The organism is Kitasatospora sp. NPDC041988 (assembly GCF_055588525.1).
This window is the reverse complement of record NZ_JBVJCO010000062.1, coordinates 26,086-50,498: the sequence shown is the minus strand read 5'-3', so window position 1 is coordinate 50,498 and position 24,413 is coordinate 26,086. Positions and strand designations below refer to the sequence as shown.

Sequence of the window (24,413 nt, the reverse complement as noted above, 5' to 3'; positions counted from 1 at the left end):
CGGCGGCGGCATCCACTGCATCACCCAGCAGCAGCCGAAGGCCTGATGTTCTAGCAGGTCAACGGCCTTGACCTGCGAGAACGGCAAATCGGACATAGCTAAAACTGGCAGATCCTAGCGGAATCTGGCGGTAGGTTTCCGAGATCATCTCCCGCCGCCTCCCAGTGGATCATTGATCAGACGATGTCGAGGCCGGGCCGTGGTGCGACTTGGGGGCGCCCGATGCGACCCGGCCTCGACGGACTGTAGCGGCGGATTCGGTCTCCACCGCCACCTCCACCCCCCGAGAGAGTGGAAGCTCCAAGTAGTGGGCGCCGAGCAATCCAGCCCGGCGCCCGCTACGTTCTGCTGCTAGCCCCAGGTCGAGTCGGCCAACGTGAAGGTCGGCTCCGGAGTGGGGGTCGGGGCGACGACACCCCAGGTCGAGTCGGCCTTGGTGGACTGGCCTGCCTTGCCCGTGGAATCAGCCGGCGCCAACGACATGCCGACTCCGAGCGCGGCCACAACGACCAAGCTGGCAACCACGACTCGCTTCATTGAGAACCTCCCGGATGCGGCAGTGCGGTGCCGCATGGTGATGTGCGGGTGTGCGATCAAGCCTTCCCGCTGTACAGCCTTCAATCAAGCCCTCTACGCTGCCAGTTCATACATCTGCGACTTGTCGCAAGGATGAAGGCGGACACAAGGGATATGTCGGGCAAAGAACCTCGGTCCATCCTCAGCGATGAAGCGCGCGAGCTCTACGTACTGCTGAACCTGGCACAGGGGCACGCCCCCAACGCCGAGGCCCCAGCGCTGACAGAACTCCTCGACTTCGGCCTCATCACCCCACACCCCGACCAGCCAGGCAGCGCCCGATATCTGGTCCTCAGCCCGAGCCAGGCGATAGCCAGGCGTCAGACTGAGCTGTACCAACTGGCACAAAGGGCCATCAGCGAGGCCACCACCCTGCCGGACTCGCTCCACGACCTCGCCATCTCCTACCGCGGCACCGAACGTGCGCGCATCACCGGCTCCATGGAGTACCTGGAGGGAACAGAAGCGATCAACGAGCGGCTCAGCGAGATCATCACCGACGCGACGCAGGAGCTCCTGACCTCCCAGCCGCACGGACCTCGACCGAAGACCAGGCTGGACGTCTCGTATCACCGCGATCTGGATGCAATCCGGCGCGGAGTCTCCATGCGCACGCTGTACCGAAGCACGGTCCGCTCTGACTGGGCAACAGCCCAGCGCACAGCCGAGGTAACACATGCTGGCGGCTACGTCCGGACCCTGGACGAGGCTTTCGCCAGGGTCATCGTCGTGGACCGACGAATGGCGCTGATCGACAACCCCGCGGCTCCCCCCGGACAGCTCCACGCTGTACTCGTCGAGGATGAAGCTGTCGCCGCCTTTGCAGCCGCGCAGTTCGACCGCGACTGGGCGCGCGCGATCCCGTGGACCGGTAAGGAGCCGCGCGACGGCACAACAGCCAGCCTGACTGACCTGCAGATCTCAATCTGCCGCCTGCTTGCCGTCGGCCACTCGCAACCCATGATCGCAACGGCGCTTGAAGTGAGTCACCGAACAATTACCCATCAGATCGCACTCGTCAAGGAAGTCGCCGGCGCAGAGACACTCTTCCAGCTGGCCATGTGGTGGGAGCGGCGCAATGCCCGCTCAGCAGTTCAGGCCGACGGGCCAGGGGCGTGACGCTCGACTCTTAGCGTGACGCTCTTGATCACCCGCGTTGCCTCCTGGATAGCTGCGGCTTGCTCGGATGTGCCGTCTGGGCGGCGCCCATAGTCGGCCAGGAGTTGGGCGGTCGCGAGGATGTCGCGCGCTGCCTTCTCCAGGTCGAAGGGTTCGTCCAGGCTCCAGCCCGGGGGTTTCTTCACGTGATGCTCCGGTTCCGGTCCCCCCGGTAACAGGGTGTACATAGTATCGAACATGCGGTCGATCAACTTATGACTTTGGCATGCAGACTTTTGATCATGGTCACGCAAACGTCAAGGGGTGCCGACCCCGCCCCGCCGACAGCCCGACGCCCGCCAGCTGCAGGAACGCCGCGAGGTCGGTGACCGGATTCGCTATCTGCGGCGCCAGCGCGGGGTGAGCCAAGGGCGGCTCGGCGAGATGATCGGCCGCGACAGGCAGACGATCAGCAACTGGGAACTCGGCACCACGCCGGCCTCGATTGACGACCTCGGGGCGATGGCCCGCGCACTCGGCGTGGAGACATGGCGGCTGTTCTACGGGTAGCCCTGGCCGGTCGCACCGCCGTACGGCCGGCCAGGGAGTCAACGTCGGGTCGTCAGTGATCGTGCTGATGCCGGCGCATCCTCACGCGGGCATCCACCGCGGCGGAGTGGTCGTGCCGAGCCCTCGCACTGTCGTGTGCCCGAGTCAGCTCCGCGCACTGTTTGCAGCCCGGTCGCGGCTCGATCATCTCGCCGATGCGATAGTTGCTGGCTGCGGCTCTCACTGTGCGCCCCCAGCGGCCAGCCGGCGAGTTGCCTGGTACCCGGCGAGGTTGACCTGCCGGGCTACCCAGGCGATGGCGCTCTCCTCGATACCGAACCGCAGCGTCACCACCTGGCCGTCCTCGTTCTCCTCGCGAATCAGGTCGCCCGTCGCGGTGTCCCGAACTGCCCACAGACCCGGGCAGCGGCCGGTCGCGGGCAACTGCACCGGGACGAACCGGTCCCCTATGCGCTGCCGCGGGGAACGCGCGCCCGGCCGGGATACCCGCATCACGACCTGACCCTCGCCGCGCAGGTCGAGCGTCCACTCCGCGGCGCCGTCGACAGCCAGCGTTGCCAGCACCTCGGGGTTCTCGCCGCAGAGCTGCCGCCGCATAGCCTCATGCTGGTGCTCGCACAGATCCAGCTCCACCACGATCCGCCACAGTCGGCGCAGACCCTCGTCCTGCGGCAGGGTGACCTGCCCCAGGCGATTGACCACCTCGATCGTGAGGTCAGTGCTCACCATCTCCTCCTCACTGGTCAGTGCCGCCCGCAGCCACGTGACCGCCTCGCGGCGCTCCATGGCCGCGCGGTAGCCCGGGTCGGGTAGTGGACGGCTGTCCGGGCCGGCCCAGATCACCGGGCCGTAGCGTTGCGGCTCCCACTCCCAACGGCCCGTCCACGTCACGACGTGCTCCTCGACCGACAGCCGCCCGCACAGGCCACCACGGGCCAGCCGAGTCCAGCGCCGGCCGTCGGGATGTAGACGTAGCCGGCTGTCGCGAGCGCGTCGTCGTGGTCGGCGTCCAGAACGCAGGCCTGGCCGTGGAGCTGGTCGCTGGTCACCTGGATCTCGACAGGGGGGCCCAGCAGCGGCTGGTACTCGACGGTGGTCGTAGCCTGCGCGGTGGTCATGCCCAGAGGATCAACCGTCCTGGCCGAAACCGGCAATGACGGCCCTAGCGTGAATTCACGGTGTCGTGACGACATCCTGTTGCGACGTCATATCCATGCAGTGAAGGGGACATCGGGCCGCCGCAGGATGGCCTAGCGTGGTGTCACACCCCCTGATGGACCGGAGCCGCTGATGCCCCGCGCCACCCACCGGCAGACCGCCGCTCACCTCGCGGCCCAGGCTGACGCCGCGGGCTGGAGCCCCTGGCAGCTCGTTCAGGCCGTGGCCGCCGAGTGCGACGTCAGCCTCCTGCACGCAGCCCGCCTGGCCCGCGCCTGGACACTCCGGACCGCGGTCGCCGGCCTCGCCGAACTGGGCCACCGAGCCACCGTTCAACAGCTGTCCGCATGGGAGGTCGGCACCACGCGGCCCAGCGACACCCGCCTCGACGGCCTGTGCCGGCTCTACCAGACCCGCCCCGACCGGCTCGGCTACGGCACCGACTACACCCTCGCCACCGACGACGAGTCCTCGGTCGACCCACAGGTAGCTCGTCGGCCCGAGCCGGGCCCTACCCCGCTGGCTCCCGCGGACCACGCCATACTCCGTAGCCTGCTCGGGTCCGTCGGGGTGTCCCTCTCCTCCCCCGTGTTGATCGCCCTCGCGAGCGCTCGACAGGACATGGCAGACACCCTCACCGGCACCCTCGCCGAAACCGCAGTGGACCAGTGGGAGCGCACCGCTGCCGAGTACGGGCACGCCTACCAGCACACCCCGCCCGGGCAGATCCTCGGCGACAGCGTCCTCGACTTCATCGAGGTGCAGCAGCTGCTCGGCCGCCGCCAGCCGGCCGACCACCGGGCCCGCCTGTGCCATGTCGCCGCGCGTCTCGCCGCCACCGCAGGCATCGCCCTCGTCGCGCTCGGCGAGCATCGCGAAGCCCGGGCCTGGTTCCGGTGCGCCCAGCTCGCAGGCGAGGAGACCGGCGACCGCGCCTTGCGCGCGTGGCTCCTCGCAAGGGAGGCAGTCATCCCCTTCTACTTCGGTAGCCCCCAAGCCGCCGCCGAGCTGGCGGAACGAGCCCGCCTCGTGGCCGGCAATACGGTATGCGCCACCGCCGCATGGGCACCCGCCCTTGAAGCCCGGTCCCTCGCCCGCCTCGGCCGCGCGGATGACGCACGGCAGGCCATGGCCATCGCAGAGCGCGCCTTCGCCCGCCTCGACGACAGCCACAAAGCCGACCTCGCCTACGGATACACCGAGCGCCAGCTCCGCTGGCACATCGGCAGCATGCACACCATGCTCGGCGACACCCGACGAGCACAGCTCGCCCTCGACCAAGCGCTCGACTTGTACGCCCCGGCCGAGTACTTGGACCGCGCGCTCATCGCCCTCGACCAGGCCGACGGGTTGATCCGTGTCGGCGAAATCGGGTCAGCAGCCCAGGTCGGCATGCAGGCGGTAGGGATGCTGCCGGCCGAGCATCGGACCGGAATCGTCATCTCGCGTGCCCGCGAGGTCGTCTCCGCGGTACCTGCCCGGGCTGCCCGGACGCCGATGGTCAACGAGCTGCGCGAGTTCCTGGCCGCCGAACCGCGCGCCCTGTCCTGCTAGCGGCGGGCCAGGAGCTGCAGCAGCCCGGTGACGGCGACTCCGGCGACGATCTCGCGGCGGTCGATCATGGCTTGGATATGGTCGAGCGGGATCCACTCGATGCGGTCCGCCTCGTGGGTGTCCACTGGCGGGGCGACGTACTCGGCGCCGCGGGCGAGGAACACGTGGTGCTCGGCGTTGGACATGCCGCCGATCGGCTGGTTGTAGGCCAGCGGCTCGACAGTGGCGACGCGCCAGCCGGTTTCCTCCAGCACTTCCCGGGCGGCAGCAGCCTCCAGTGCCTCGCCGGGCTCGACGATGCCCGAGGGGATTTCCCAGTTCCAGGTGTCCGTGGCGAACCGGTGCCGCCACATCATCAGGACCTCGTCGTCCTCGTTGAGGACCACCGTGGCGGCGACTGGCGCCCACTTGATCAGGTGGTGCTCGTACCGGGGCTGGCCGGGCGGCTCGACGTCGACCAGGTCGAGCTCGACCCAGGGGCTGGTGTAGATAGTGCGGCTGCCATGGACGGTCCACTCGCTCACGGGCACCTCATGATCTCGACGGGATGATCGGCGCCATCCTGTCAGAGACCGCCCGTACGATGGCGGCATGCCCAAGTCCCTGCCGCTGCCCGATGACCTGCTGCCCCTCCACACTGCCGTCGTGCTGGCTGACCGGGCGATGACCGAGGTCCGACTCGCCGGCGGGGACGTGGACGCCGCGCGCGAGCAGTACGTCGCCGCCAGCCTCGCCCTGCGCGCACACCCAATCTGGGAGCAAGCCCGTACCGCCCAGCCGGAGCCCTGCCACATGCAGACCTGGCAGGCCAGCCTCGACGCAGCCAAAGCCCACCTGGACGAGCAGCCCGCCGCAGCCTGACCAGATACTGGCAGCGTGCAGTACCACCAGCCCCGCCGGCACCAGCCCGGAGACGCCCGGCCAGCCGACCCCGCCGCAATGGCACAGCCCCACGTCGAGGTGCGGGAGGCCTGGCAGGTCGTCGCTGTCCGGATCGGCGGGCAGTGGCGGCTCGGCCTCCTCACCGAATGGCGTCGGCCCCAGGGCGGGCAGTGGGTGGCGCTCGTCCGCTGGGGACCGGACTCCGCCCCCGACCAGCAGTGGGCCTGGATCAGGCCCGAGCCGGCCACCCTGCGGCCGCTCACCATCGCCGACGTGCTGCCGCCTGAAGGCCGCGAGCACCCGCGCTAGTAGCCGCGTCGCCGAAGCGCGTCGCCCAAACCTGGGCCGTGGTCAAGCTTGAATGCCTGCTTTATCGTGAGATCTTTGATTGGGCACTGCGCGGGGTGGAAATGACAGCCATGACAGCATGGGCATTGGGCAAATCGGCGCCACATTAGAGCGCTCCTCTCCATGGTCCACAGTGGCATCATCTGATGCCTTCCTAATCCCCCGTCTGGTCGCTCTCGTCTTCGGAGATTCGCAAGGGGCGATTTCCCCAGTATGCGTTGAAAACGTCCTTCGCTGTGCTGCCTCCAATCACGAGTTCGAAGAGGGCGCCAGTCATGAGCAGGGTGAAACTTATCCACCTGCTCAATTCAAGAACTCCATGCTCACATGATGGTGGTGCGATAAGAATCGCCAAGCCGGCGGCAATACTGGCGATTCCGACATAGAAGAGAGCTGTAGCCCAGGCCGCCCATAGTAGCCATACGGCAAAATCATGCGCCTGGTCCTGAGAGAACTCCTCCTGTCGAGTCTCAATCTCTCCTGGCGTCCACCACGCTTCATAGTCTGTTCGTGAGGTGAGATGCCGCTGGGCAACAAGTCCACACTGCAGGCTGGCTACCAGGAGGATCGCCGATGCGGTTAAGCAGATCAGTGAAGGGCCCGGCCACCTAAAGTCCTGATGGGATGGCAGAACTACGCCGATAGTGATGATGCTGAAGCCTGCAAGAAGTGGTGCAGCAATGTACGTTGTTGAACTTGTTGCTGCACCGAAACCGAGTGGGCTCGGCTTGTGCCACTTTGGCGAATAGGGAGGCAACATCGCATCGTCTCTCCTTCGAGACGGAGGCGTAGGTAGCGGCAAGCCCATGTCCGCACAACTCCTACCATCACCGTAAGGCGTATCGGCATCCAAGTCACCTCATAGCTGACGGTGACGAAAGTCCGGAGCGGGTAGAGCTGTGGCCAGGCGCGGCAGCTGGCCACGCCGCGCGTGACCACGGCCAGTAATTGGGTTGCGTTGGTCGATTGACTGCCCCCCTCCGGGGATAGGTGCAAAAACCCTCCAGAACCCGTACAAGAGAGTTTGGGGTGGGGCCGGGTCCGGAGATGATCACCCCCGCGGCGGTGGCCGGCTAGTACGACTACTTCCCCGGCCCGGGTGAACTCCGGCCCGGCGGCCTTCCCCGTGGCGGCCGGTGCCCGCTACGAAGATCACGACAGTAGTGATCTTCGAGCGGAAGGCGACCCGCCATGGGCCACCTCACCAAGACGACAGCGCGCGCTGGCATCATTGCCGCGGCCACAGCACTCCTTGCCGGAGCACTGGGAACCGTTCCCGCGCAAGCCCGCCCTGGCCACTCCAGGGCCGTTGGCGACGTCGTGAACACCACCTTCTACGAGGCCATCGACGCGCTCCCCGTCGCGGACGAGGACCGCACCGGCTACGTTCGAACCGCCTACCGGCACTGGACCGACGCCGACAAGAACGGCTGCAACGCCCGCAAGGACGTCATCATCAGCGAGGCGATCGACGCACCCGCCGTCGGCCCCGGCTGCACCCTGACCGGCGGCGTCTGGTTCTCCCCGTACGACGACGTCACCGTCACCGACGCCTCCGCCCTCGACGTCGACCACCTGGTACCGCTCGCCGAAAATTGGGACAGCGGCGGCTCTAAATGGACCGCCAAGGAGCGCGAGCTGTACGCGAACGACATGGCGGACCCCCGAACCCTCATCGCCGTCACCGCCCGCTCGAACAGGCAGAAGAGCGACAAGGACGTGACGGACTGGCTACCGCCGGCCGCCGAGTACCGCTGTACGTACGCCACCGACTGGGTCGCAGTGAAGACACGATGGGGCCTGAACGTCGACCCCGCCGAGCTGAACACCCTCCACCAGATCGCGGCTGGCTGCGACAACACCTCGATCACCGTCACGCTCGCACGCTGAAGCCGGGCACGACGAAGCGCCCCCGCCTCTCCCGAAGGAGAAGCGGGGGCGTGGTGTTCAGCGGGAGAGGAGCGGGGCGACGCCAACCGCCAGTCCAGCCAGGCCTGTCAGTGCTCCGATCGTCGGCAGCGGCCAACGGCCGGCCTCCAGCCGGCGGAGCCGAGCCTCGTGGTCGCCGAGTCTGGAGTCGACGTCCCGATCGGCGGCGCCCAGCGCATCCAGCTTGGCCTCCAGCCGGATCAGCCCATCGCCCACCCGCCGGACCTCCTCGTACATCTGAGCAGCAGTGATCACGATCCCCGCGTCCGGGCCTGGACTCGTCACTCCCGGACCCGCGGCAGTATCGCGGCGGTCGTCGGGTCACCGACGAGCGTGCCGATCGCGCCCTTGACCACGGTCAGCGCGGCAGGGAGCGCGGCCACCGCCGCGGCCCGCAGCGCGCCCACGCTGGTGAGGTCGACGCCGTCGGCCAGGAGCAGGCCGAGGAACGTCACCGCATACGTGGCGACGGTCCGCTCGGCCAGGTCGAACCAGAACTTCCGCATGGTGATGTCCCTTCAGGCGCGCAGGGCGCGGTCGTAGGCCTGGAGCTGGAGGAACTCCTCGTCGGCGCCGTAGGCGATCTCATGGTCCGCGGCGGGCTGGCCCCACAGGACCCACTCGGCGGCGGTGATCTGGCGGACGAACCCGGTCGGCCAGATGCCGAACAGCTCATTGCCGCGGCCCTGGGCCTTGTGGCCCTTGACGAGGATGATGCCCTCGGGAATCGGGTGGGTGCTCATGGTCAGACTCCGATCGCTCGGTAGGCCCGCGGCCGGAACCGGCGCGGAACAGGGGTGGGGGCCGGCGCGGGCGCGGCCGGCGGGGTGGGAACGGGGACCGGGGTCGGGGCGGGGGCGCCGTTCGCCCTGGCGACGATGCCCGGGAACACGACGGCGAGGAACTGCCGGACCCGGGCGTCACCCGGGCAGTCCGTGCCACCGCCGGACCACTCGGGGAACAGCCGGTGGTAGCCGTACCCGGGATCCGAGGCGGTCCGGCAGATCCGCAGGGAGATGCCGTGGGTCTGGTGCATCCAGACGCCGATGCGGATCAGCGTCTCGAGCTGCTCGGCAGTCCACGGATCCGAGTTGTCGTTGTTCGCCGCGGTCTCGACGCTCACGGCGCCGGTGCCGTCCGGCCTCCGGTTGGCGGCGACATTGGCGTCGGCGCGAGTCTGGGTGCCGATGTACTGAGCCACGGCCCCGTCGTAGCCGACGCCGAAATGCGACTCCAGATTGGTCGAGTCGTGCCAGTACTCGTACGTGCGCCCGGGCGTCCACGGCGCCGCGATGCTGTGGAAGATCACCTGTGTCGGCACGATCGCCGGCTGATCGTCCGACTCGGGCTGGAGCTCCATCTTCTGAGCCCCGGGGTACCAGGCCATCAGGCCTCCAGACATGCGAGAGCCCCGGCCGGCAGGCACGGGGCAGGTGGGCGGTGAGTGGTCAGGGGTTGGCCGGCGTTGCTGTCGGGCGCAGGCCGGTCAGCCAGTCCAGCCGCTGGACCGCGAGCGCGGCGCACTGCTCAACGGCGGTCTTCACCGCGGTCGGGTCCGGCTGCCAGGGCACGCCGGGCTGGTAGGCGTACACCGTGGCGGTGGCCAGGGTGATGGCGGCGGCGCCGTCGGGGCTGATCACCATGATCTGTGCGTCCACCGTCGGGGTGTCTCGGCGCCCGGGCTGGGCGTCCCGGATCGCCACGTCGACGGAGAACCCGCGTTCGATGGTCGGGGCCGTGGCGCGGCCGGCGTAGTCGACGGGAATGCCCCACGGGTAGGCAGGGTCAGGGGTCACGAGGGTTCCTCTCTCGGTGCTCAGCTGGAGCCGTACATGCCGCCGTTCCAGGACGTGCAGGTTCCGGCGCCGGCCGTGCGCTGGACCTGGACCATCAGGTAGACCCATGTCCCGAACGCCCCGCCGTGGTCGGCGGGCGTGAGCGTGAAGTTCCCGAACGCCTCGGTGCCGGTGGCGGTGATGGTCGGTCCGAGCTGGGTGATGGTGCCGGAGACGTTCTTGACCAGGCGGGCCTGGGCAGTCGTCCCGCCCGGCGCGAACACGCTGAAATTGGTCGTCAGGTTCGGGTGCTGGACGTTCCACCAGCCGACGTGTGTGTGCCGCCACGTGGTGTCCGTGAAATCGACGCCGGGCGCCATCGGCACCGGCAGGTAGGGCCGGCCGAGACCGCCGCTCACAATGTCGTCGGAGAAGACGACGTTGCCGTGCGAGTCGCGTACGGCAACGGTCTGAGTCATCGGCCCGGAACCGCCGTTGGCAATGCTCAGCGCCAGCGAGCCGTCCTGCCGGTAGGCGAGGAGGCCTCGCTGTGGGCTGCCGTCCGGGTTGAGCGGCAGGATCGAGCCGACATAGAACTGCGGGCTGCTCGGGCCCTCGACCTTGAACGCGCCGCCCTGCCCGACGGTCACGTCGCCGGCCAGGACTTGGTTCATGGCGGGCCTGATCTGGCTGCGGCCGGTCAGGTCGCGGACCTGCTGCTCGAGGTCGCGGATGCGGTCGAGAATGTCGTACGGGACGTTGGGCATCTCAGATCGCCTCCAGGTACAGGTCGGCGGACTCGCCGCGGCCGCGTTCCTCCGGGGTGAGGTGCCAGCCGACGAGCCGGTACCGGGCGGTCAGCCCGTCCGGGTTCCAGACGTCGCGGATCCGCAGCCGGATCGAGCTGCCGAGCGCAGGCAGCCCGCCGTCACCGGGCCGGATGGTGACCTGCGGGATCACGACCGGCCGGACCTGCCGGCCGAGGTCGGCCGCCGCGTTCTGGTCGAGGATGGACTGCGTGGTCACCGAGCTGTAGTCGCTGCTGCCGTCGAGCCTGGGCCAGCCGGCCGTGTAGTCGGCCGAGGTGGTGAGCGGCGTCGACATCAGCGGGTACGAGGCTGCGGCCAGGTTCGAGTTGATGCTGGCACCGCGGGAGATCCACGCGTTCGCCTGTACGGACGCGTCGCGCGAGCGCTTGTAGGAGAGGACCTGCCCGGGCAGGCTCAGCACGGTGTCCGAGCTGCCCACCGTGATGGTCGGGTAGCCGAGCTGCAACACCCGGTGCCGAGCCCCGGCGCTGTCCCGGAAGCAGTTGATCCGCCACTCGAAACCGCCTTGCGTCGCGGCCAGTTCATCGATCCGCCGGCCGACATACGCCAGGTCGTAGCTGAGGTAGGTGCGGTCTCGCAGCACCCCGGACACCGGCGACGCCGGAACCTCGACGCCGAGGTGCCCGCCGGATTTGCCCTGCGCGTAGTTGATCAGGTCCCGCACAATGTCGAGCTGGTCCTCGCCGGTCGCCACGAGGGTGTCCACGATCTGCCGGTGGTCCCGGAAATAGGACTCTGCGCCGGCGGCCTGGACCTGCGCGGACGCCGACCCGCGGTCGGACGACACCTGCACGTCCGTCCACTGGATGCCCGACCACACCACCGCGCTGCCCCGCAGCAGCCACAGTGCGGTGCGGCCGGGGATGAGCGCGTCCTGCACCCGGCGGGCCATGGCCCGGTCCGGCACCGGGATGGTGCCGCTGAAGGTGCCGGTTTTGCCGATGTAGTCGTCACAGGACACCTGCATCACCGGGAGGCGGTCCATCAGGGTGTCCGACCGCAGATCACACACCAGCAACTCGTACGGGGACGCCACGACACCCCCTACCCGGCCAGTGGCATGGCGACGATGTTGCGGTAGTCGAACGCGGCGGCGCCGCCGGTCACTCGGTGTTTCCAGGTGAGAGTGAGAGTCTCACCCGGCGAGCCCGTGACCCGGAACGCGCAGGTCGCCGGTTTCACCCCGTTGTCGCCGGCGTTGTAGTCGACGAGCGACAACGCCTTCCCGTCAGAGGCTGGCCGTAGGGCGCCGGAGACGGAGCCGGACACCTCGATGATGGCGTAGGCCACCGAGTTCGACGTGTTCTCGTACATCTGACACTGCCCGGTCACGTACACCCGTCCGGATGGCGGGACGATGACGGTCGTGGAGATGACAGTTCCGGTGGACGTGTACGTCGTCGAGCTGGTCGAGACAGAGCCCGATGACTCCGTGTACGCGCTGGTCAGCGCGGGGTTGATGGCGACCCATGACGACCCGTTGTAGGCCTCCAGGACGCCCGCGTTGTATCGGACCTGCCCCGCGTAAGTGCCAGTCGTGGTGGCGTCCGGGGAGACCCCGCCAACGGCGACGGTGTAGACGCGCCGGTCGGTCAACAGTCCCGCGCCGACCCAGTTCGGCGGGGCGCCTGCCGAGGCACCGGCCGGGACCTGGATGTCCCACAGTCGCAGGTAGGCGGTGCCGGTCGCCGGGGCGGTCGGCGGGACACCGGCGCCAGCGGTGCCCTGCTGGTAGACGATCGCGGCCAGAGTCTGCCCGCTCGTGTCGAACAGCGTGTCGTACGCCACCAGCCAAACCGTGTCGTAGCGGATCAGGCTGGCGTGGCCGTTAGCGACGGTGAACGTCTCGGCAGCGGTGACGACTTCCGGATAGGCACCCTGCGCGGACGTGCCCTGGACGACGGCCCGTCCGGTGGAGATGGTGCCGCCCATGCCGGACATGGTCAGGGTGAGTGGGGTGCCGCCGGGGATGACGCCCGCGCGGGTAGTGGTCGCCCCAGTCGGCGTCATCGTGCCGAGCGGAGCGAGCCGGGTGTCCTGCCTGGTCTGGCCCGGGTTGAGGAGCCAGCCGGAGCGCACGGTCATGAGGTGGTCCCTCCTCGGGGGTTACCAGTAGGCGGAGCGCCAACGCACGGTGGCCTGCGCGGCAGGATCGGAGCTGCCCGGGGCAGCACGGAAGGAGAGCGTTGTGGCGCCGGCGGGCAGCGCGAACGCACCCTCCGGGGAGGAGCGCAGGCTCGCCGTGCCGATCCGGGACTGGCCGCCGAGCGTGACCGTTCCCGCCCAGGTATCGATCACGAGGGTGTCGACGGCGGCCAGCGTGATGCCGTACTCCAGGACCATGCCGGTGCCGGACATCGTGATCGCTGGGGTGTCGACCGGCCCGCGGATCTCGATGATCGGGTGGGCGGGTGCGTCACCGGAGTTGGTGGCGGTGATGTCGCCCGTGGAGCCGGGTGTGCCCCACGCGAGGCCGGTCTCGGTGGGGCTGCCCCAGTCCAGGCCGGTCTCCGTTGGGGTACCCCACGGTAGGCCGGCCTCGGGCGCGGGCAGCGCGGTGACGCCGGTCTGCTCGGTCAGGACGTACCGGCGCGGGTCGGTGGCCTGCCACTGCAGTGCGCCGCCGGCGGCCCACCCGAGTTGCCACGACGAGTCGACGGGCAGGTGCCGGCGGATCAGCCTGGCGTTGACGAGCATGGGTCCGCGGTCGTCGAGCCAGACCACGAGCGGCTGTTCGTCCTGCGCGATTGTGCACGCCGCGCTGAGTGTGCGCACGGCGGCACCGATCTGGCCGGCCACCGCTCGCACCATCAGCCCCTCAACGGTGACGGTGCGGGGCTGGGCAAGGAGCGGTCCCGGCCAGGCGCCGTGCTGCTGGGCTCGGTTGACGGTGCCCGAGTCCAGAGCCGGTGTCTCCTCCCAGCCACTGACCGTGTGCCACCGGTACGGGGTTACCGTGCCGGTGGCCTGCCGTCGGCCGATCAGGAGGTTGCCCCACTGGATGAGGCCGGGCCCGGTGACTAGCTCACCCGCCATTCGCTGTCACCCCCTGCCCTTGGCCATCCAGGCCAGCTCCTCGGCCGTGTTCCTGGCGGAGCCGGACTCGGACTCGTAGTAGTTGGTGATGTTGAGCCCGCCGAAGCTGGCGCCCGCACCGCCGGCCATGGCCATCTGCGGGCCCCCGGGGCCGAGGCGGAAGGGGTCATCGAGCGGGCCATGAGCCGAGGCCATGAGACTCGCTGCCGCGGACCGGACGTTGCTCTGGCCGCCGAGGATGCCGTCCGCGAGGGCCTGGCTGATGGACTGGCCGCTGTAGAGAGACCAGCCGCGGCCGCTGAACGGTCCCTCGCGCGCGGGCGAGAAGGGCAGCAGGTTGCGAGCCGAGGCGAGGACGTCCTTGACGGCGTCCTTGACCGCGCCGGCCTTGTTCTTGATGCCGTCGACCAGCGAAGAGATGATCTTCTTTCCGGCTTCGAGCATGCTTGACGCGAGGTCGGCGAGGACGCCGCCGATCGCGAGCGGCAGTTCGGTGAACCGGCGGACGACGGTCGACACGAGCCCGGACAGGACTTCCTTGGCCGCGTCGACGGCGCCGGACAGGTCGCCGTGCAGCAGGCTGGAGATCATCCTCAGGGCCGGAACGACGACGTCCCGCACCGTCGCGGCCAGTTCGTTCGCGAAGATGCCCGCGAGCCGGGACACGGCGGTGATGATCGGCAGCAGGAGCGGCAGCAGCTGGGCGAGCAGCTTGCCCTGGAGTTCGGCGAGTTGGGCGAGCACCGGCGCCAGGGCGATCATGACCTGCGCGAAGCTCTGGCCGAGCTGCGGGAGCGGCAAGTCCTTGATCAGCTGGGTCAGGACGGGCAGCAGGATGCCGGTCAGATTGGTCAAAATCGTGACGAACGGTCCTACGATCGACGGCAGTTGGGCCAAGATCGGACCGAGCGCGGCGGACAGGGCGTCGGCCACGGCCTGCACGAGCGGCTGGGCCTGCTGAAAAATGACGTTCAGCCCGTCCAGCAGGGGGGTCACCGCCGGCAGCAGGGCGCTGACCAGGGTGCCGACCAGCCCCAGCAGGGGCGCCGCGGCGGCGACCAGCGAGCCGACCGCCTGGGCCGCGGACAGCAGCACAGGACCGAGCGCGACCAGCACGGGCTGCAGCGCGGCACCCAGGCTCTGCACCAGCAGCTGGGCGGGCGGACCCAGCGCGGCAAGCACGGGCCCGATCACCTGCAGGGCGGTGGCCAGCAGCGGCGCCGCGGTCGACGCCAGGGTGGACATCGTGCCGAACAGGGCCTGCAGCCCGGCCTGGACGGCCGGACTGGCGAACGCCTCCGCCATCGCGCCGGTGACCTTGACCAGTGTCTGGACGAAGGATCCGCCCTGCTGCTGGGCTGCACCGAAGACGCTGCCGACGATCGAGCCGACGTTGCCGACGACGTCACCAAGCTGACCGAGGATGGTGATGGCCTGCTCGATCGCGCGCTGCATGCCGCCGTTGGCGAAGGCGGTGGACATCCGCTCGGCGAGGCGGTCCAGCGCGCCGCCGCCCGCCGCCGTCAGTCGCTCGAATGACGGGCCGGCCGCGGCACCGATCTGCACCAGGCCCTGGACGATCGTGGCCGGCAGCGCGCGCAGGTCGTACAGCCCGTTGTTCGCCGACGCCAGTGCCTGCCCGAGAGCACCGGACTGGGCCATGGCGCCCGCGGTGTCGAGGGCCCCACGTCCCATCAGGTTGAGGGCGGAGGCGGCCGTGGTGAGGCTGTCGTGCAGGACCGGCAGGACGCTGGACGAGGCAGTCCGCAGCGAGTCCGCGAGCCCCGCGAACAGGGCCTGCTGGACGTCGAACCTCAGATCAGCCAGCGCGGGCTTGAGGCGGATGATCTCCTCGACGAACGCGCGCGCGTTCGGCGACAACTTGGCAAGCGCCGCGGCAAGAGGATCAACACCGCCGCCTGCCGCACCGGCGGCCCCCTGCTGCAGGGACTCCATAGCGCGGGCGATCTGTTGGGCACCGTCCGCGGCGGTCTGAGCCTGCTCGCGCTGAGCGTCGGACAGGGCACGCCGGGCGTCGGTGACGTCGCGGTCCGCGGCCGCGACCCGCTTCGAGGCTGAGACCTGGGCGTCTGCCAGCGCCTGCTGCTGGTCGGCGACCGACCGCTGGGCGTCGGCGAGGCGTTCCTGCGCGGACACGACCCGGTCCGAGCCGTCCACGCCGGCCTGCGCAGCCGCGGCCGCCTGGGCCTTGAGCCGCTCGAACGAGATGCCCTGCTCGACGACGTGCTGCCGTGCTTCGTCGGCGGCAAGCTGGGCCTGGTCGCGCTGCAACTGTGTCGCGGTCGGGTCGGCCAGGACCTTGTTGAGGGACTCCTGGGCCTGCTGAACGCGCAGGGTGGCCGACCGCTGGTCGAGTGCCCCGTCGATCAACCTGTTCTGCATGTCCTCCAGGTCCTGGGCGGCCTGGACGCGGGCGTCGTCGAGGTCGCGCTGAGCCTGAAGGGCACTGCGCTGGGCGTCCTCCAGGGAGCGTTCGGCCTGAGCGACCTGCCGCAGGGCCTCGATCTGGGCATCCGATGCCGCCTGGACGGCGTCGCCGACGGTGCGCTGGGCGTCCTCGACCTGGCGTGCGGCGCGTTCGTTGGCGCGGGCTGCCTGCTCGGTGGCGTCCTGGACGGCTCGTTGGGCGTTGGCGACCTTGTTGGCCGCGCCGGCGGCACCACCTGCGGCTGCGGGGGCGTCGGCGAATGCGGCCTTGATCGCGCCGCCGATGCCGCTGGTGCCGATCTTGATGGCGGCGCCGGCCGACGCCACCGCCAGCAGGCCGGTCGCGGCGACACCTGCGGCCGGTGCAACGGCAACCAGTGCGGCCGCGAGGCCGGCCGCGAGCGGGATGATCCCGCCGATCGCCCCGGCCATCATTGACAGCCGGCCCGCGACGGAGCCGATCGAACCGGCGGCGTCACCGATGGACGACAGTGCGCGGCCCATGCCGCGGCCGTCGTCACCGCCCCGCCGCAGGTCCCGGGAGACGGTGCCGAGACCGCGGCTGAGCCGCTGCGAGGCCTGGTCTCCGGTGCTGCCGATGTCCCGGGCGAGGGCATCGCCGATCGAGGTGGATTCGGCGACGAACCTGCCGCGGAGGTCACGGATGCGGCCGTCGGCGGTCCGGGTGAAACCGTGGACCGCCAGCTCGGCGTCCGACATGGAGCTGAGCAGGCGCCGGGATGCCTCCTCGCCGCCCTGCCCGAGGCCGTCCGCGACCCGCCGCCCGGCATCCTCGGCCCGGTCCCCGACGGCCCGGGTGCCGGCCTCGACGCCGTCGGAGAGGGCCTGCCCCATGAGCAGGCCCTCGGAGGCGAACCGCCCGCGCAGGTCCCGCAGCCGGCCGTCGGCCGACCGCTGCAGCCCCGCGAGGGCAGCCTCGCCCTCGGCCTCACCGCGCCGGGCGCCGCTGGCATCGATGTCGAACGTTGCAACGAGCTCGCCGACGTTCACGGCTCACCCCCGTCCGCTGTTCAGTTATGGAGCGGGTCACCGCCCGTAGGGGGTTCGTTGCTGGGGCCGAGGTAGGTGCCGAACACCGAGGCAATGGCCTCGGGCGAGTTGGCTCTCTGCGGGGTCTGGGCGTAGGCCTCGCGCCACCTTGACTCCGGAGCGAGCCCGGAGACGTAGGTGAGGAACTCGCGGTCGCTCAGCGCCGCGAGCGCTTGCGGCGTGAGCTGGTACTCCCGGCGGAGGTCCGCTTCGAGGAGGCGCCAGTGCCGGAGGACGCACCGCCAGAAGTGCCGGCCGGCTTCCTCACCTCGGCCGGGGCTTTTCCCCCGGCTCGCATGGTGGTCTGCTCGTCGTACGCCTTCGCCGCCTCAGCCAGGGAGATCACCCCGGGCCGCTTGACGTTGGCGATGGCCCACGCCAGGACGACGGCGAGCTGCCGGTCGTCGATGCCCTTGTCGAGCCAACGCTGGAGCGCGTCCGGCCCGAACAGGGGAGACAGGATTTCGGCGAACGCGTCCATGTCCTCGTCGTCCTGGTGCCGCGCGAGCATCAGGTTGAAGGTGAGCGGCACCCGGCGCGGGAGGGCGTAGTCGCGGCCGTAGAGGCGGAGCGTCGCAGGCTTCACCCTGGCGACCTCGGCGGCGAAGAACGCGTCCGCGTCGGCGAACGCCTCCTGCGGCTCGTCGTCCTCGTACTCGTCGTCGAGGAGGTCCTCGTCCGGGTCGAAGTCGTCTTCGTCGTCCAGCGTGTCGGTGTACTCCGGGTCTCCGGCGTCGCGGGTGGCCATCACGGCGCCGCCGTGTAGGTCTCGGCGCCGGTGCGGTGCAGCTCCATGCTCCACTTGCCGAGGTCGTTGGTGCCGCCGCCGAGCTCACCGGACTTCGCAGTCACCGACCAGACGCGCCACTGCACTTCGGTGCGGTAGCGAAACCGGATCTGGCCGACACTGTTGTCGGCGAGGCCCTGCGCGAGGGCGTCGAGGGCGGCCTGGCCCGGGTCGGCAATGCCGGTGGCGGCATCGACTCGGCGGGTGCCCTCCAACTTGAGGGAGCCGCCGCGCTGGAGCACGACCTCCTCGTACTGACCGTTGCTGTCGAAGTCGGTGCTCTCGGTGTGGGCGTCGTGGTCACCCGGGTTGTGGGAAAACGTGGTGAGGCCGGCGACGTTCGTCCAGGTCGGGCCGGCGCCGACCGCGACCTGGAAGATGTAGCCGCGCGCCTCGATCTTCTTCGTGGCCACGAGGGCCACCTCCTTACGATCGGTGTGCGGTCGGGTTGACCACGTTGAGGCGGTAATTGGTGACGTGCTCGTGCCGGCCGGTGGCGTCGGTGCCAAGCGGCGTCGGGGTCTGGATGGCGGTGCAGAGGATCAGCCAGGTGCCGTCCGGGAGCTCGACCCCGGCCAGGCCCTGCAGCGCGGAGTAGATGGCCTGGCTCCGGGCGCGGGAGATGCGCGGGTCGGGACCGCCGCGGACCCGCACCTGGAGGCCGGCCTCGTCGTCGTCGTTGAGCGGGTCGGGGATGCCCAGCCCGTATGCGGACAGGGCCACCGCCGAGTCCGGGCCGGGCGGCATCGTGTCGACGAAGCAGTCCCCGCCGGTGCCGTCCGGGTCGTAGGTGACCAGGCCGAGGCCGGCGAGGTAGCGGGCCATGCCGTCGAGGAGGTCAGCCATGGTCGGCCCGCCGGATGTGGGCTGCGATCAACGCCAGTACCACCTCGCGCTGTTCGTGGAACGGGCGTTCCAGGTACTTGGCGGTGCGGCCCGGCAGGTGCTGGTAGTCGAGCTCCTCGTGCTGCCTGACGGCGTACGGGGTGTCGTAGGAGACCACGCCCTTGAGAGCGGCGCGGTCGACGTGGCTGCGGCCGGAGCGTTCCAGCGTGCCCTCGTCCAGCGGCACCACCTTGCGGGACTCGGTGAGGACGTGCTCCATCCCGGCCTCCAGGCCGTCGGCAGCCCCAGCCAGGACCCGCCGCAGCCACTCGTCGCCATGCCACTCGAAGTGGCCCACCTGCAACGGCATGGCGGCCTCCTACACGAGCTGGACCTCAAGGTGGTCGGGGGTGCCGAGCCCGGCGCCGTCCCGCTGCAGTGCCGCGATGACGGTGGTCCGGCGGCCGTCCGGCAGGGTGACGCGGGACCCGGCCGGGGCGGTGGTGTCGAGTCGCGCGTAGAGGGTGCTGCCGCTGACCACCTCGCGGCCGTCGGCGGCCCGGACCAGGCGGGTCGCCTGGTCGAGGAAGCACCGCACGGCCACCGGCGGCCCGTACTTCGGGCCGTACGCCGAGTCGCCGAGGTAAGGCTCGACGGTGACCTGGTGCCGCAGGAGCCATCCGGGGATGCCGCTCACGCGAGGGTCACCGCCCCGAGCCGGAACCGGTCCGGCGTCAGGTCCGATGCCTGGAGCGCGTCCCACACCTGCGGGGCGATCTGACGGGACGGGGAGTCGTCCCCAGACACGGCCGTCACGGACCTGGACAGGTCCACGCTGCCGATCTTGACGCCGCCCCAGCCGACCCCCGCGGCGCCAGTGGAGTCGCCGAGGTCGGACCACCACTGGACCTGGGCACACACGGCGTCCCGGAACGCGGCCGCCACGATCGTGTCGGTGGGCAGGCCGTTCGTGTCGACGACGTACCAGCAGGCCCGCAGCACCCGCGCGTCGAGCATCGCGCTCGCGCGCGTGAGGAGCCGCGCGGTGTCGGTGCCGGAGGCCTGCCCGGTGTACGTCTGGTAGTCGGCCGTGGTGGCGTACACCCGGCTCATGCCGGCTGTACCTCCAGCACGGCGAGCTTGACGCTGGTGACGGCCGAGAAGTCGACGTACACCTTGCCGTCGGCCTGGTTGTAGGTCGTCGCCGGGAACGGGCCGATCGTCACGTCGCCCGTGGTGGCGGGCACGGTGATCTGCTTGCCGCCGTTGGCCGGTGCGACGCCGTCCAGGGTGGCGGGAATGTTCACGGTGACGGTGACGGCCGAACCGGAGGTGTTGGTGATGCGCAGGATCCGGCGGCCGTTGTTGGCGAACATCTGGCCGCCGGAGGCGTTGGCGTTGTCGAAGGTGGGGCTCAGGCCTGCGGTGGTGACGGCCTGAACAGCGGAGATGTCGGTGCGTGCCATGGGCCTGTGCCTCTCAGGTGAGGATGACCAGCGGCACGGTGGCCGCGGCGGTCGGGGAGGCGATGGTGGCCGGAGCGGTGCCGGTGAGAGCGGAGCCGGACGTCTGGGAGAGGTTCTTCTCACCGGTGACGATGCCGGCCGCCGCGGTGGTCGACACGCCGACCAGGGTGGGGACGGTGGTGGCCTTGACCATGATGCCGACCCAGTACGTGCCGTCGGCCTGGATCGTCACCGGGGAGGCGAGCGCCAACGTCTTGTTCGTGGTGGCGCCCCAGGCCGCGGTGAGCTGGTCCGCGGTCTGCCCGAGCAGCGCCGGGGTCGTGGCGTTGGAGTACAGGGCGAACCAGTAGTTCGTCGGCGTGCCCGCCGCGGTGGCGCCGGAGCGCACCGAGATGTTGGAGACGACGTCGCCGCGGCGCAGGTACACCGGCACCGAGGTCATCACCTGCGTGGTGAGGGCGCCGAGGTCGGCGGTCGCGTCGAGGCGCCGCATGTTGGCGCGGTACATGGCGGCGGACGGGTCGACGCCGGCCACGGCCTGGCGGGCGACGTCGGAGGCGGTGGCGAGCTCGTCGCGCACGACGCCGAGGAAGCGGCCGTTAGCGGTCACTGCTGTGCTCCCTGCTCGGTCTCGGCCGCACGCTGCTGGCGGGCCTTGGTGGTCTTGGCGGGCTGCTCGGCGGGCTCGTCGAGCGGGGTGATGGTGTAGCCGGCGCGCTGGAAGTAGCCGAGCGCGGCCAGATGGGAGCTGGTGTCGACGGTGGCGGCGCCCTCGCTGAAGCGGACGCCGGCCACCACCCCGTTGAAGTCGGTACGCGGCGCCTGAACCAGGTACCGCATCAGGAGACCTTGACGTTGCGGAACACGCCGCAGGTGCGGGTGTTGCGCAGGACCATCGCGAGCGGGCCCATCTCGACCTCGCCACTCTTGACGGCGCCGGGCTGCGACCAGTCCGGCATCCACGTCTGGACGAGGGGCTTGCCCGCGACGCTGGCGCCGTGCATCGCGTCCAGGCCGAAGCTGACCGCGTACAGGTCGGTGAGGCCGGTGATGTTGCCGCCCGCGCCGGCGCCGTCGGCGTCGCGGGTCTGGATCGGGATGATCGGCGCGGAGCCGTCGACGCGGTCGCCCATGTCGACGAGGACCCACTGGCCGTACATGTCGATCTGCCGGCCGAGGTCATCACGGGTCGAGGTGAACTGGGAGGCGCGGCGGGCGAGGGAGCGCAGGCGCGCGATGGACTTGGTGTTGCCGAGGATCGCCTTCACACCAGCCGGGAGGCTGCCGGTGGCGGTGGAGCCGCCGTCGCCGCCGCCGACCTGCGAGGCGAGGATGCGGGACAGCCAGTCGTCCAGGCTGTCGAACGCCGCCATGGCCTTGTCCTCGGTGGTGATCGCCGATGCGGACCAGTCGGTGTAGCCGGTGGAGTTGCCCTCGTTGATGGGCAGGTACTCGGTCGACTGGCCGGTCAGGGACTTGTCGAGGCCGTCGAAGCCGGACGCGTCGACGGCGGTGTCGCCGAGGATCAGCTCCTGCTGGAAGCGGGTCCGCACGGAGGTGATCTTCTGCGACATCTGGAACATGATCTCGTTCGTCGCCGCGTTGCCGAGGTTCGCCAGGGTGCGGTCGACGGTGAAGCTGCCGCCGAGCGGGTGCAGCTGCACCTGGAGCTGCTGGCGGGTGGCCTGGCTGGCCGGGTACTCCTCGTTGAAGTTGCGGAACTGGGCGGCCGCGGCGGCGAGGAGCCGGGTGTAGCCGTAGGTGAGGGAACCGCCGCCGGTGCCGGGGGTGACGGTGTCGTCCCACACCATCTGGTCGAGCACCCAGCTGTTGCGGCGCAGGGTGTCGATGACGTTCCAGTCGATGTCCGGCAGCGTGTTGAGCTGGGCCTGGGCGAGAGTGACGGGCACGAGGTGCCTCCTGTCAGGTCTGGTAGTGGCCGCTGATCGCGGCGCCGAGGGTGGTGGGGCGGGTCTTCGTGGCCTCGCCGGTCCCGCCGGTGAGGTCGGCGCCGCTGCGGCCCGCCTGGGGCACGGAGCGGAAGCTGGGGTTGCTGTCGACGGCGGCCTTGATGGCGGCGTCGAGCTGGGTCGTGAAGTCGGAGGCGGCCGGGTCAAGGCTGGCCAGGGTCTTCGAGAACGCGCGGCTGTCGAGGAGCGCGTCGACCTTGGCCTGCTGCTTGGCCGCCGCAGTGTGGACGGCGAGCTCGACCTGCCGGACGCGGAGCTCCTGCTCCAGCGTTCCGATGCGGCTGTCCTTGGCGGTGATGGCCTCGGCCAGCTTCGCCGGGTCCGGCGGGGCGTCGTCCTGGATGATGCCGAGGGCCTTGCCGATCTGCTGGGCAAGGTCGGCTCGGGCCTGGTCGGCAGCCTGCTGCTTGGCGTTGACCCGCGCGGCACCGGCCTCACGGCGGGCGTCGGCGAGATCCTTCTCCAGCCGGGCGATCGTCGCGGCCTGGTCGGTGCCGCCGCTGTTGGCCGCCTGGCCGGTCTGCTGCTGGCCGGTTCCGGGATGGGCCGCGGTCTGTTGCCCGGTGCTGCCGGTCGGGTCGCTGTCGCTGCCCTGCTGGCCGGTCTCACCGGTGGCGCCTTCGCCCTCGCCGTTGCCGTTGCCACCCGCGATCGGGCAGATGGGGCGTCCGTCGCGCCGGTAGCCGAGGACGGTACCGGCCGGGTGCGAGGCGAGCGGGTGCTGGAAAGGGGTGAACATCGTGCCCTCCTGGGGCGCGTCGGGTCCCGCACCTGGCGGGCTGGGGCAGGGTCGACCTATGAGCGAGGTCAACGCGAACGAGCTGCTGGAGCGGATCGGGAAGGCCAAGGCCTGGGCCGAGGAGCAGGCCAATGAGAGCCGCAGGGCCGTGATGGCGGGCGCGCACGACGCCAAGGCGGAGGCGACTATGGGACTGGCTTACGCCGCCGTCGCACGAACGTTGGGCAAGATCATCGACCCGAGCACGGACTAGCGAGCCGCCCCGATCTGCTCGCGCTGGGGCTTGCGGCGGAGCTGCTTCTCGGCAGTCAGTTCGCGGATCCGCTTCTGGTACTCGCGGACCTTCTGGCCGGCCAGGCGGGTTGCCTGGTCATCGATGGCCACCGCTTGGCGGCGCTTCCACTGGCGGACCTGCCGCTCCAGGTAGCGCTGCTGCTGGGTGTCGTCGTAGGTGGCGCCGCCCGGGTGGGGTGGCGAGGGCTGCATGGTGGTGACCCCGGGCAGGTACAGCGAGACGCTGTGCCTGCAGTTGGGGTGCAGCAGCCCGGCGGCCCTAGCCTCGGCGAGGGACCCGGCGACGTGCACGGTGCGGGTCTGACCACCGCGGACCGCGTCCGGCAGGACCAGGGTCTGCGGGCCGATGCGGGTCTCGTCCAGCGTCAACACCTGGCGTTCCCACGGCCGGCAGAGCGGGCACTTCAGCGGCGCATCGGACACGATGACCAGGCGCTGGCGCATCGCGAGGAGCCGGTCCGTGTGCCCTTGCACCGCGGCCCGGCCGGTCGCCGATCGGACGGCCATCTCCGCATAGCTGGCCATCTGCCAGTTGCGGCCGGCCCGGTCGGTGAACCCGGTGATGCCGCGGTCCGCGTACTGGTTGAGGGCGCGCTGGGCAGCCTGCTGGCGGGTCTGGGTGCCGAGGAGGACGCCGCCGGACACGCGGGCGACGATCTGCCGGTAGGCGTCCGGGACGGCGCGCAGGATCCGCCGGTAGATGGGCTGCTGTTCGGCGACCGCGGCGTCGGCGAGCCGGTCGACGGCGTGGGCGTTGGGTAGGTCCCGGAGGGCTGCCGCGCGCTGGCCCTCCGGGAGCATCAGGTCGGCGACCGCGGCACGATCGCCGCGCCGGTAGGCCTCGGCGACGGCCTCACGGGTCGCCCCGTCGGCGTCGCGTTCAAGGGCGGTGACGGTCTGCGCGACCGCGGCCCGCAGGTCGCCGAGCGCCCGCAGCTTCTGTTCGGCCCAGTTCGGCAGGCCGATGCCGTCGGCCAGCAGACGGGCGAGCCGCTCCAGCAGGCCAGCCTCGGCATCCTGGTAGATGCGGCCGACCTCGCGGGCGAGGTCCTCACCGTCGGCCGGGGAGACTGGCACG

At 70.3% G+C, this 24,413-nt stretch carries 35 protein-coding genes; 7 read left to right on the top strand and 28 right to left on the bottom strand.

Going from position 1 to position 24,413, the window contains the following annotated elements; translation table 11 throughout:
• Positions 1 to 351: 351 nt before the first annotated feature.
• Positions 352 to 525: a hypothetical protein gene (locus ACZ6NC_RS38260; RefSeq protein WP_465738512.1), complete on the bottom strand. Its 174-nt coding sequence runs from the start codon at positions 523 to 525 to the stop codon at positions 352 to 354.
• Positions 526 to 690: 165 nt separating this feature from the next.
• Between ACZ6NC_RS38260 and ACZ6NC_RS38255 the strand changes: the two genes are divergently transcribed.
• Complete coding sequence (locus ACZ6NC_RS38255) at positions 691 to 1,695, top strand: hypothetical protein (protein WP_465738511.1); 1,005 nt, start codon at positions 691 to 693, stop codon at positions 1,693 to 1,695.
• Here ACZ6NC_RS38255 and ACZ6NC_RS38250 read toward each other — a convergent pair.
• A complete protein-coding gene (locus ACZ6NC_RS38250) occupies positions 1,671 to 1,946 on the bottom strand; it encodes a hypothetical protein (protein WP_465738510.1) in 276 nt (91 codons plus the stop codon). The genes ACZ6NC_RS38255 and ACZ6NC_RS38250 overlap by 25 nt on opposite strands.
• A 52-nt stretch (positions 1,947 to 1,998) precedes the next feature.
• Here ACZ6NC_RS38250 and ACZ6NC_RS38245 point away from each other — a divergent pair, with 52 nt between their 5' ends.
• The gene (locus ACZ6NC_RS38245) at positions 1,999 to 2,244 is read left to right on the top strand and encodes a helix-turn-helix domain-containing protein (protein WP_465738509.1); all 246 of its coding nucleotides are present in this window, start codon (positions 1,999 to 2,001) and stop codon (positions 2,242 to 2,244) included.
• Positions 2,245 to 2,463: 219 nt separating this feature from the next.
• Here ACZ6NC_RS38245 and ACZ6NC_RS38240 read toward each other — a convergent pair whose 3' ends face one another.
• Both ACZ6NC_RS38240 and ACZ6NC_RS38235 read right to left on the bottom strand, forming a co-directional pair.
• Positions 2,464 to 3,135, bottom strand: a complete 672-nt coding sequence (locus ACZ6NC_RS38240) for a hypothetical protein (protein ID WP_465738508.1) — start codon at positions 3,133 to 3,135, stop codon at positions 2,464 to 2,466.
• Positions 3,132 to 3,362, bottom strand: coding sequence for a hypothetical protein (locus ACZ6NC_RS38235; protein ID WP_465738507.1), 231 nt, complete (start codon positions 3,360 to 3,362; stop codon positions 3,132 to 3,134). Before ACZ6NC_RS38235 ends, ACZ6NC_RS38240 begins: the two co-directional genes overlap by 4 nt.
• 172 nt (positions 3,363 to 3,534) lie before the next feature.
• Between ACZ6NC_RS38235 and ACZ6NC_RS38230 the strand changes: the two genes are divergently transcribed.
• A complete protein-coding gene (locus ACZ6NC_RS38230) occupies positions 3,535 to 4,956 on the top strand; it encodes a helix-turn-helix domain-containing protein (protein WP_465738506.1) in 1,422 nt (473 codons plus the stop codon).
• On the opposite strand, the gene ACZ6NC_RS38225 is transcribed toward ACZ6NC_RS38230, so the two are convergent.
• Entirely contained in the window at positions 4,953 to 5,480 is a 528-nt protein-coding gene (locus ACZ6NC_RS38225) for an NUDIX hydrolase (protein ID WP_465738505.1), read from the bottom strand. The two genes, ACZ6NC_RS38230 and ACZ6NC_RS38225, sit on opposite strands and share 4 nt — an antisense overlap.
• 67 nt (positions 5,481 to 5,547) lie before the next feature.
• Here ACZ6NC_RS38225 and ACZ6NC_RS38220 point away from each other — a divergent pair, with 67 nt between their 5' ends.
• Together ACZ6NC_RS38220 and ACZ6NC_RS38215 are read left to right on the top strand one after the other, a co-directional pair.
• Entirely contained in the window at positions 5,548 to 5,817 is a 270-nt protein-coding gene (locus tag ACZ6NC_RS38220; protein ID WP_465738504.1) for a hypothetical protein, read from the top strand.
• A 78-nt stretch (positions 5,818 to 5,895) separates the two neighbouring features.
• Positions 5,896 to 6,147, top strand: coding sequence for a hypothetical protein (locus ACZ6NC_RS38215; RefSeq protein ID WP_465738503.1), 252 nt, complete (start codon positions 5,896 to 5,898; stop codon positions 6,145 to 6,147).
• A 193-nt stretch (positions 6,148 to 6,340) separates the two neighbouring features.
• On the opposite strand, the gene ACZ6NC_RS38210 is transcribed toward ACZ6NC_RS38215, so the two are convergent.
• Positions 6,341 to 6,946 (bottom strand): hypothetical protein, encoded by a 606-nt coding sequence (locus tag ACZ6NC_RS38210; RefSeq protein WP_465738502.1) that lies wholly within the window; start codon positions 6,944 to 6,946, stop codon positions 6,341 to 6,343.
• Positions 6,947 to 7,506: 560 nt separating this feature from the next.
• Here ACZ6NC_RS38210 and ACZ6NC_RS38205 point away from each other — a divergent pair.
• A complete protein-coding gene (locus ACZ6NC_RS38205; RefSeq protein WP_465738501.1) occupies positions 7,507 to 8,076 on the top strand; it encodes an HNH endonuclease family protein in 570 nt (189 codons plus the stop codon).
• 57 nt (positions 8,077 to 8,133) lie between these two features.
• On the opposite strand, the gene ACZ6NC_RS38200 is transcribed toward ACZ6NC_RS38205, so the two are convergent.
• The 21 genes from ACZ6NC_RS38200 to ACZ6NC_RS38100 form a co-directional block, all read right to left on the bottom strand.
• On the bottom strand, positions 8,134 to 8,370 hold the full coding sequence (locus ACZ6NC_RS38200; protein ID WP_465738500.1) for a hypothetical protein: 237 nt from the start codon (positions 8,368 to 8,370) through the stop codon (positions 8,134 to 8,136).
• Between the two features lie 26 nt (positions 8,371 to 8,396).
• The gene (locus ACZ6NC_RS38195; protein ID WP_465738499.1) at positions 8,397 to 8,621 is read right to left on the bottom strand and encodes a holin; all 225 of its coding nucleotides are present in this window, start codon (positions 8,619 to 8,621) and stop codon (positions 8,397 to 8,399) included.
• Between the two features lie 12 nt (positions 8,622 to 8,633).
• Positions 8,634 to 8,858 carry a hypothetical protein gene (locus tag ACZ6NC_RS38190; protein WP_465738498.1) on the bottom strand — a complete coding sequence of 75 codons (225 nt, stop codon included), beginning with the start codon at positions 8,856 to 8,858 and terminating at the stop codon, positions 8,634 to 8,636.
• A gap of 2 nt (positions 8,859 to 8,860) precedes the next feature.
• The gene (locus tag ACZ6NC_RS38185; RefSeq protein ID WP_465738497.1) at positions 8,861 to 9,502 is read right to left on the bottom strand and encodes an N-acetylmuramoyl-L-alanine amidase; all 642 of its coding nucleotides are present in this window, start codon (positions 9,500 to 9,502) and stop codon (positions 8,861 to 8,863) included.
• Between the two features lie 61 nt (positions 9,503 to 9,563).
• Positions 9,564 to 9,911 (bottom strand): hypothetical protein, encoded by a 348-nt coding sequence (locus ACZ6NC_RS38180; RefSeq protein WP_465738496.1) that lies wholly within the window; start codon positions 9,909 to 9,911, stop codon positions 9,564 to 9,566.
• Between the two features lie 20 nt (positions 9,912 to 9,931).
• Positions 9,932 to 10,657: a hypothetical protein gene (locus tag ACZ6NC_RS38175; protein ID WP_465738495.1), complete on the bottom strand. Its 726-nt coding sequence runs from the start codon at positions 10,655 to 10,657 to the stop codon at positions 9,932 to 9,934.
• A 1-nt stretch (position 10,658) separates the two neighbouring features.
• Entirely contained in the window at positions 10,659 to 11,756 is a 1,098-nt protein-coding gene (locus ACZ6NC_RS38170; RefSeq protein ID WP_465738494.1) for a hypothetical protein, read from the bottom strand.
• An 8-nt stretch (positions 11,757 to 11,764) separates the two neighbouring features.
• Positions 11,765 to 12,805: a hypothetical protein gene (locus ACZ6NC_RS38165; protein ID WP_465738493.1), complete on the bottom strand. Its 1,041-nt coding sequence runs from the start codon at positions 12,803 to 12,805 to the stop codon at positions 11,765 to 11,767.
• A 21-nt stretch (positions 12,806 to 12,826) separates the two neighbouring features.
• Positions 12,827 to 13,756, bottom strand: a complete 930-nt coding sequence (locus ACZ6NC_RS38160; protein WP_465738492.1) for a phage distal tail protein — start codon at positions 13,754 to 13,756, stop codon at positions 12,827 to 12,829.
• Between the two features lie 6 nt (positions 13,757 to 13,762).
• Complete coding sequence (locus tag ACZ6NC_RS38155) at positions 13,763 to 17,215, bottom strand: phage tail protein (RefSeq protein WP_465738491.1); 3,453 nt, start codon at positions 17,213 to 17,215, stop codon at positions 13,763 to 13,765.
• Positions 17,216 to 17,411: 196 nt separating this feature from the next.
• Positions 17,412 to 18,002, bottom strand: coding sequence for a hypothetical protein (locus tag ACZ6NC_RS38150; protein WP_465738490.1), 591 nt, complete (start codon positions 18,000 to 18,002; stop codon positions 17,412 to 17,414).
• Positions 18,002 to 18,454, bottom strand: coding sequence for a phage tail tube protein (locus tag ACZ6NC_RS38145; protein ID WP_465738489.1), 453 nt, complete (start codon positions 18,452 to 18,454; stop codon positions 18,002 to 18,004). Before ACZ6NC_RS38145 ends, ACZ6NC_RS38150 begins: the two co-directional genes overlap by 1 nt.
• Positions 18,455 to 18,467: 13 nt before the next feature.
• Positions 18,468 to 18,887 (bottom strand): minor capsid protein, encoded by a 420-nt coding sequence (locus tag ACZ6NC_RS38140; protein ID WP_465738488.1) that lies wholly within the window; start codon positions 18,885 to 18,887, stop codon positions 18,468 to 18,470.
• Positions 18,880 to 19,236, bottom strand: coding sequence for a hypothetical protein (locus tag ACZ6NC_RS38135; RefSeq protein WP_465738487.1), 357 nt, complete (start codon positions 19,234 to 19,236; stop codon positions 18,880 to 18,882). The genes ACZ6NC_RS38140 and ACZ6NC_RS38135 overlap by 8 nt, the downstream gene beginning before the upstream one ends.
• Positions 19,237 to 19,245: 9 nt before the next feature.
• Complete coding sequence (locus ACZ6NC_RS38130; RefSeq protein WP_465738486.1) at positions 19,246 to 19,563, bottom strand: hypothetical protein; 318 nt, start codon at positions 19,561 to 19,563, stop codon at positions 19,246 to 19,248.
• On the bottom strand, positions 19,560 to 19,979 hold the full coding sequence (locus tag ACZ6NC_RS38125; RefSeq protein ID WP_465738485.1) for a hypothetical protein: 420 nt from the start codon (positions 19,977 to 19,979) through the stop codon (positions 19,560 to 19,562). The genes ACZ6NC_RS38130 and ACZ6NC_RS38125 overlap by 4 nt, the downstream gene beginning before the upstream one ends.
• Positions 19,976 to 20,332, bottom strand: a complete 357-nt coding sequence (locus tag ACZ6NC_RS38120) for a hypothetical protein (RefSeq protein WP_465738484.1) — start codon at positions 20,330 to 20,332, stop codon at positions 19,976 to 19,978. Before ACZ6NC_RS38120 ends, ACZ6NC_RS38125 begins: the two co-directional genes overlap by 4 nt.
• 13 nt (positions 20,333 to 20,345) lie before the next feature.
• A complete protein-coding gene (locus ACZ6NC_RS38115; RefSeq protein ID WP_465738483.1) occupies positions 20,346 to 20,942 on the bottom strand; it encodes a hypothetical protein in 597 nt (198 codons plus the stop codon).
• The gene (locus tag ACZ6NC_RS38110; RefSeq protein ID WP_465738482.1) at positions 20,939 to 21,172 is read right to left on the bottom strand and encodes a hypothetical protein; all 234 of its coding nucleotides are present in this window, start codon (positions 21,170 to 21,172) and stop codon (positions 20,939 to 20,941) included. Before ACZ6NC_RS38110 ends, ACZ6NC_RS38115 begins: the two co-directional genes overlap by 4 nt.
• On the bottom strand, positions 21,172 to 22,242 hold the full coding sequence (locus tag ACZ6NC_RS38105) for a major capsid protein (RefSeq protein WP_465738481.1): 1,071 nt from the start codon (positions 22,240 to 22,242) through the stop codon (positions 21,172 to 21,174). Before ACZ6NC_RS38105 ends, ACZ6NC_RS38110 begins: the two co-directional genes overlap by 1 nt.
• A gap of 13 nt (positions 22,243 to 22,255) precedes the next feature.
• Complete coding sequence (locus ACZ6NC_RS38100) at positions 22,256 to 23,041, bottom strand: hypothetical protein (protein WP_465738480.1); 786 nt, start codon at positions 23,039 to 23,041, stop codon at positions 22,256 to 22,258.
• A 58-nt stretch (positions 23,042 to 23,099) separates the two neighbouring features.
• Here ACZ6NC_RS38100 and ACZ6NC_RS38095 point away from each other — a divergent pair, with 58 nt between their 5' ends.
• Positions 23,100 to 23,294, top strand: coding sequence for a hypothetical protein (locus tag ACZ6NC_RS38095; protein WP_465738479.1), 195 nt, complete (start codon positions 23,100 to 23,102; stop codon positions 23,292 to 23,294).
• Here the strand turns inward: ACZ6NC_RS38095 and ACZ6NC_RS38090 are convergent.
• A complete protein-coding gene (locus ACZ6NC_RS38090; protein ID WP_465738478.1) occupies positions 23,291 to 24,412 on the bottom strand; it encodes a phage minor capsid protein in 1,122 nt (373 codons plus the stop codon). The two genes, ACZ6NC_RS38095 and ACZ6NC_RS38090, sit on opposite strands and share 4 nt — an antisense overlap.
• Position 24,413: the final 1 nt, after the last annotated feature.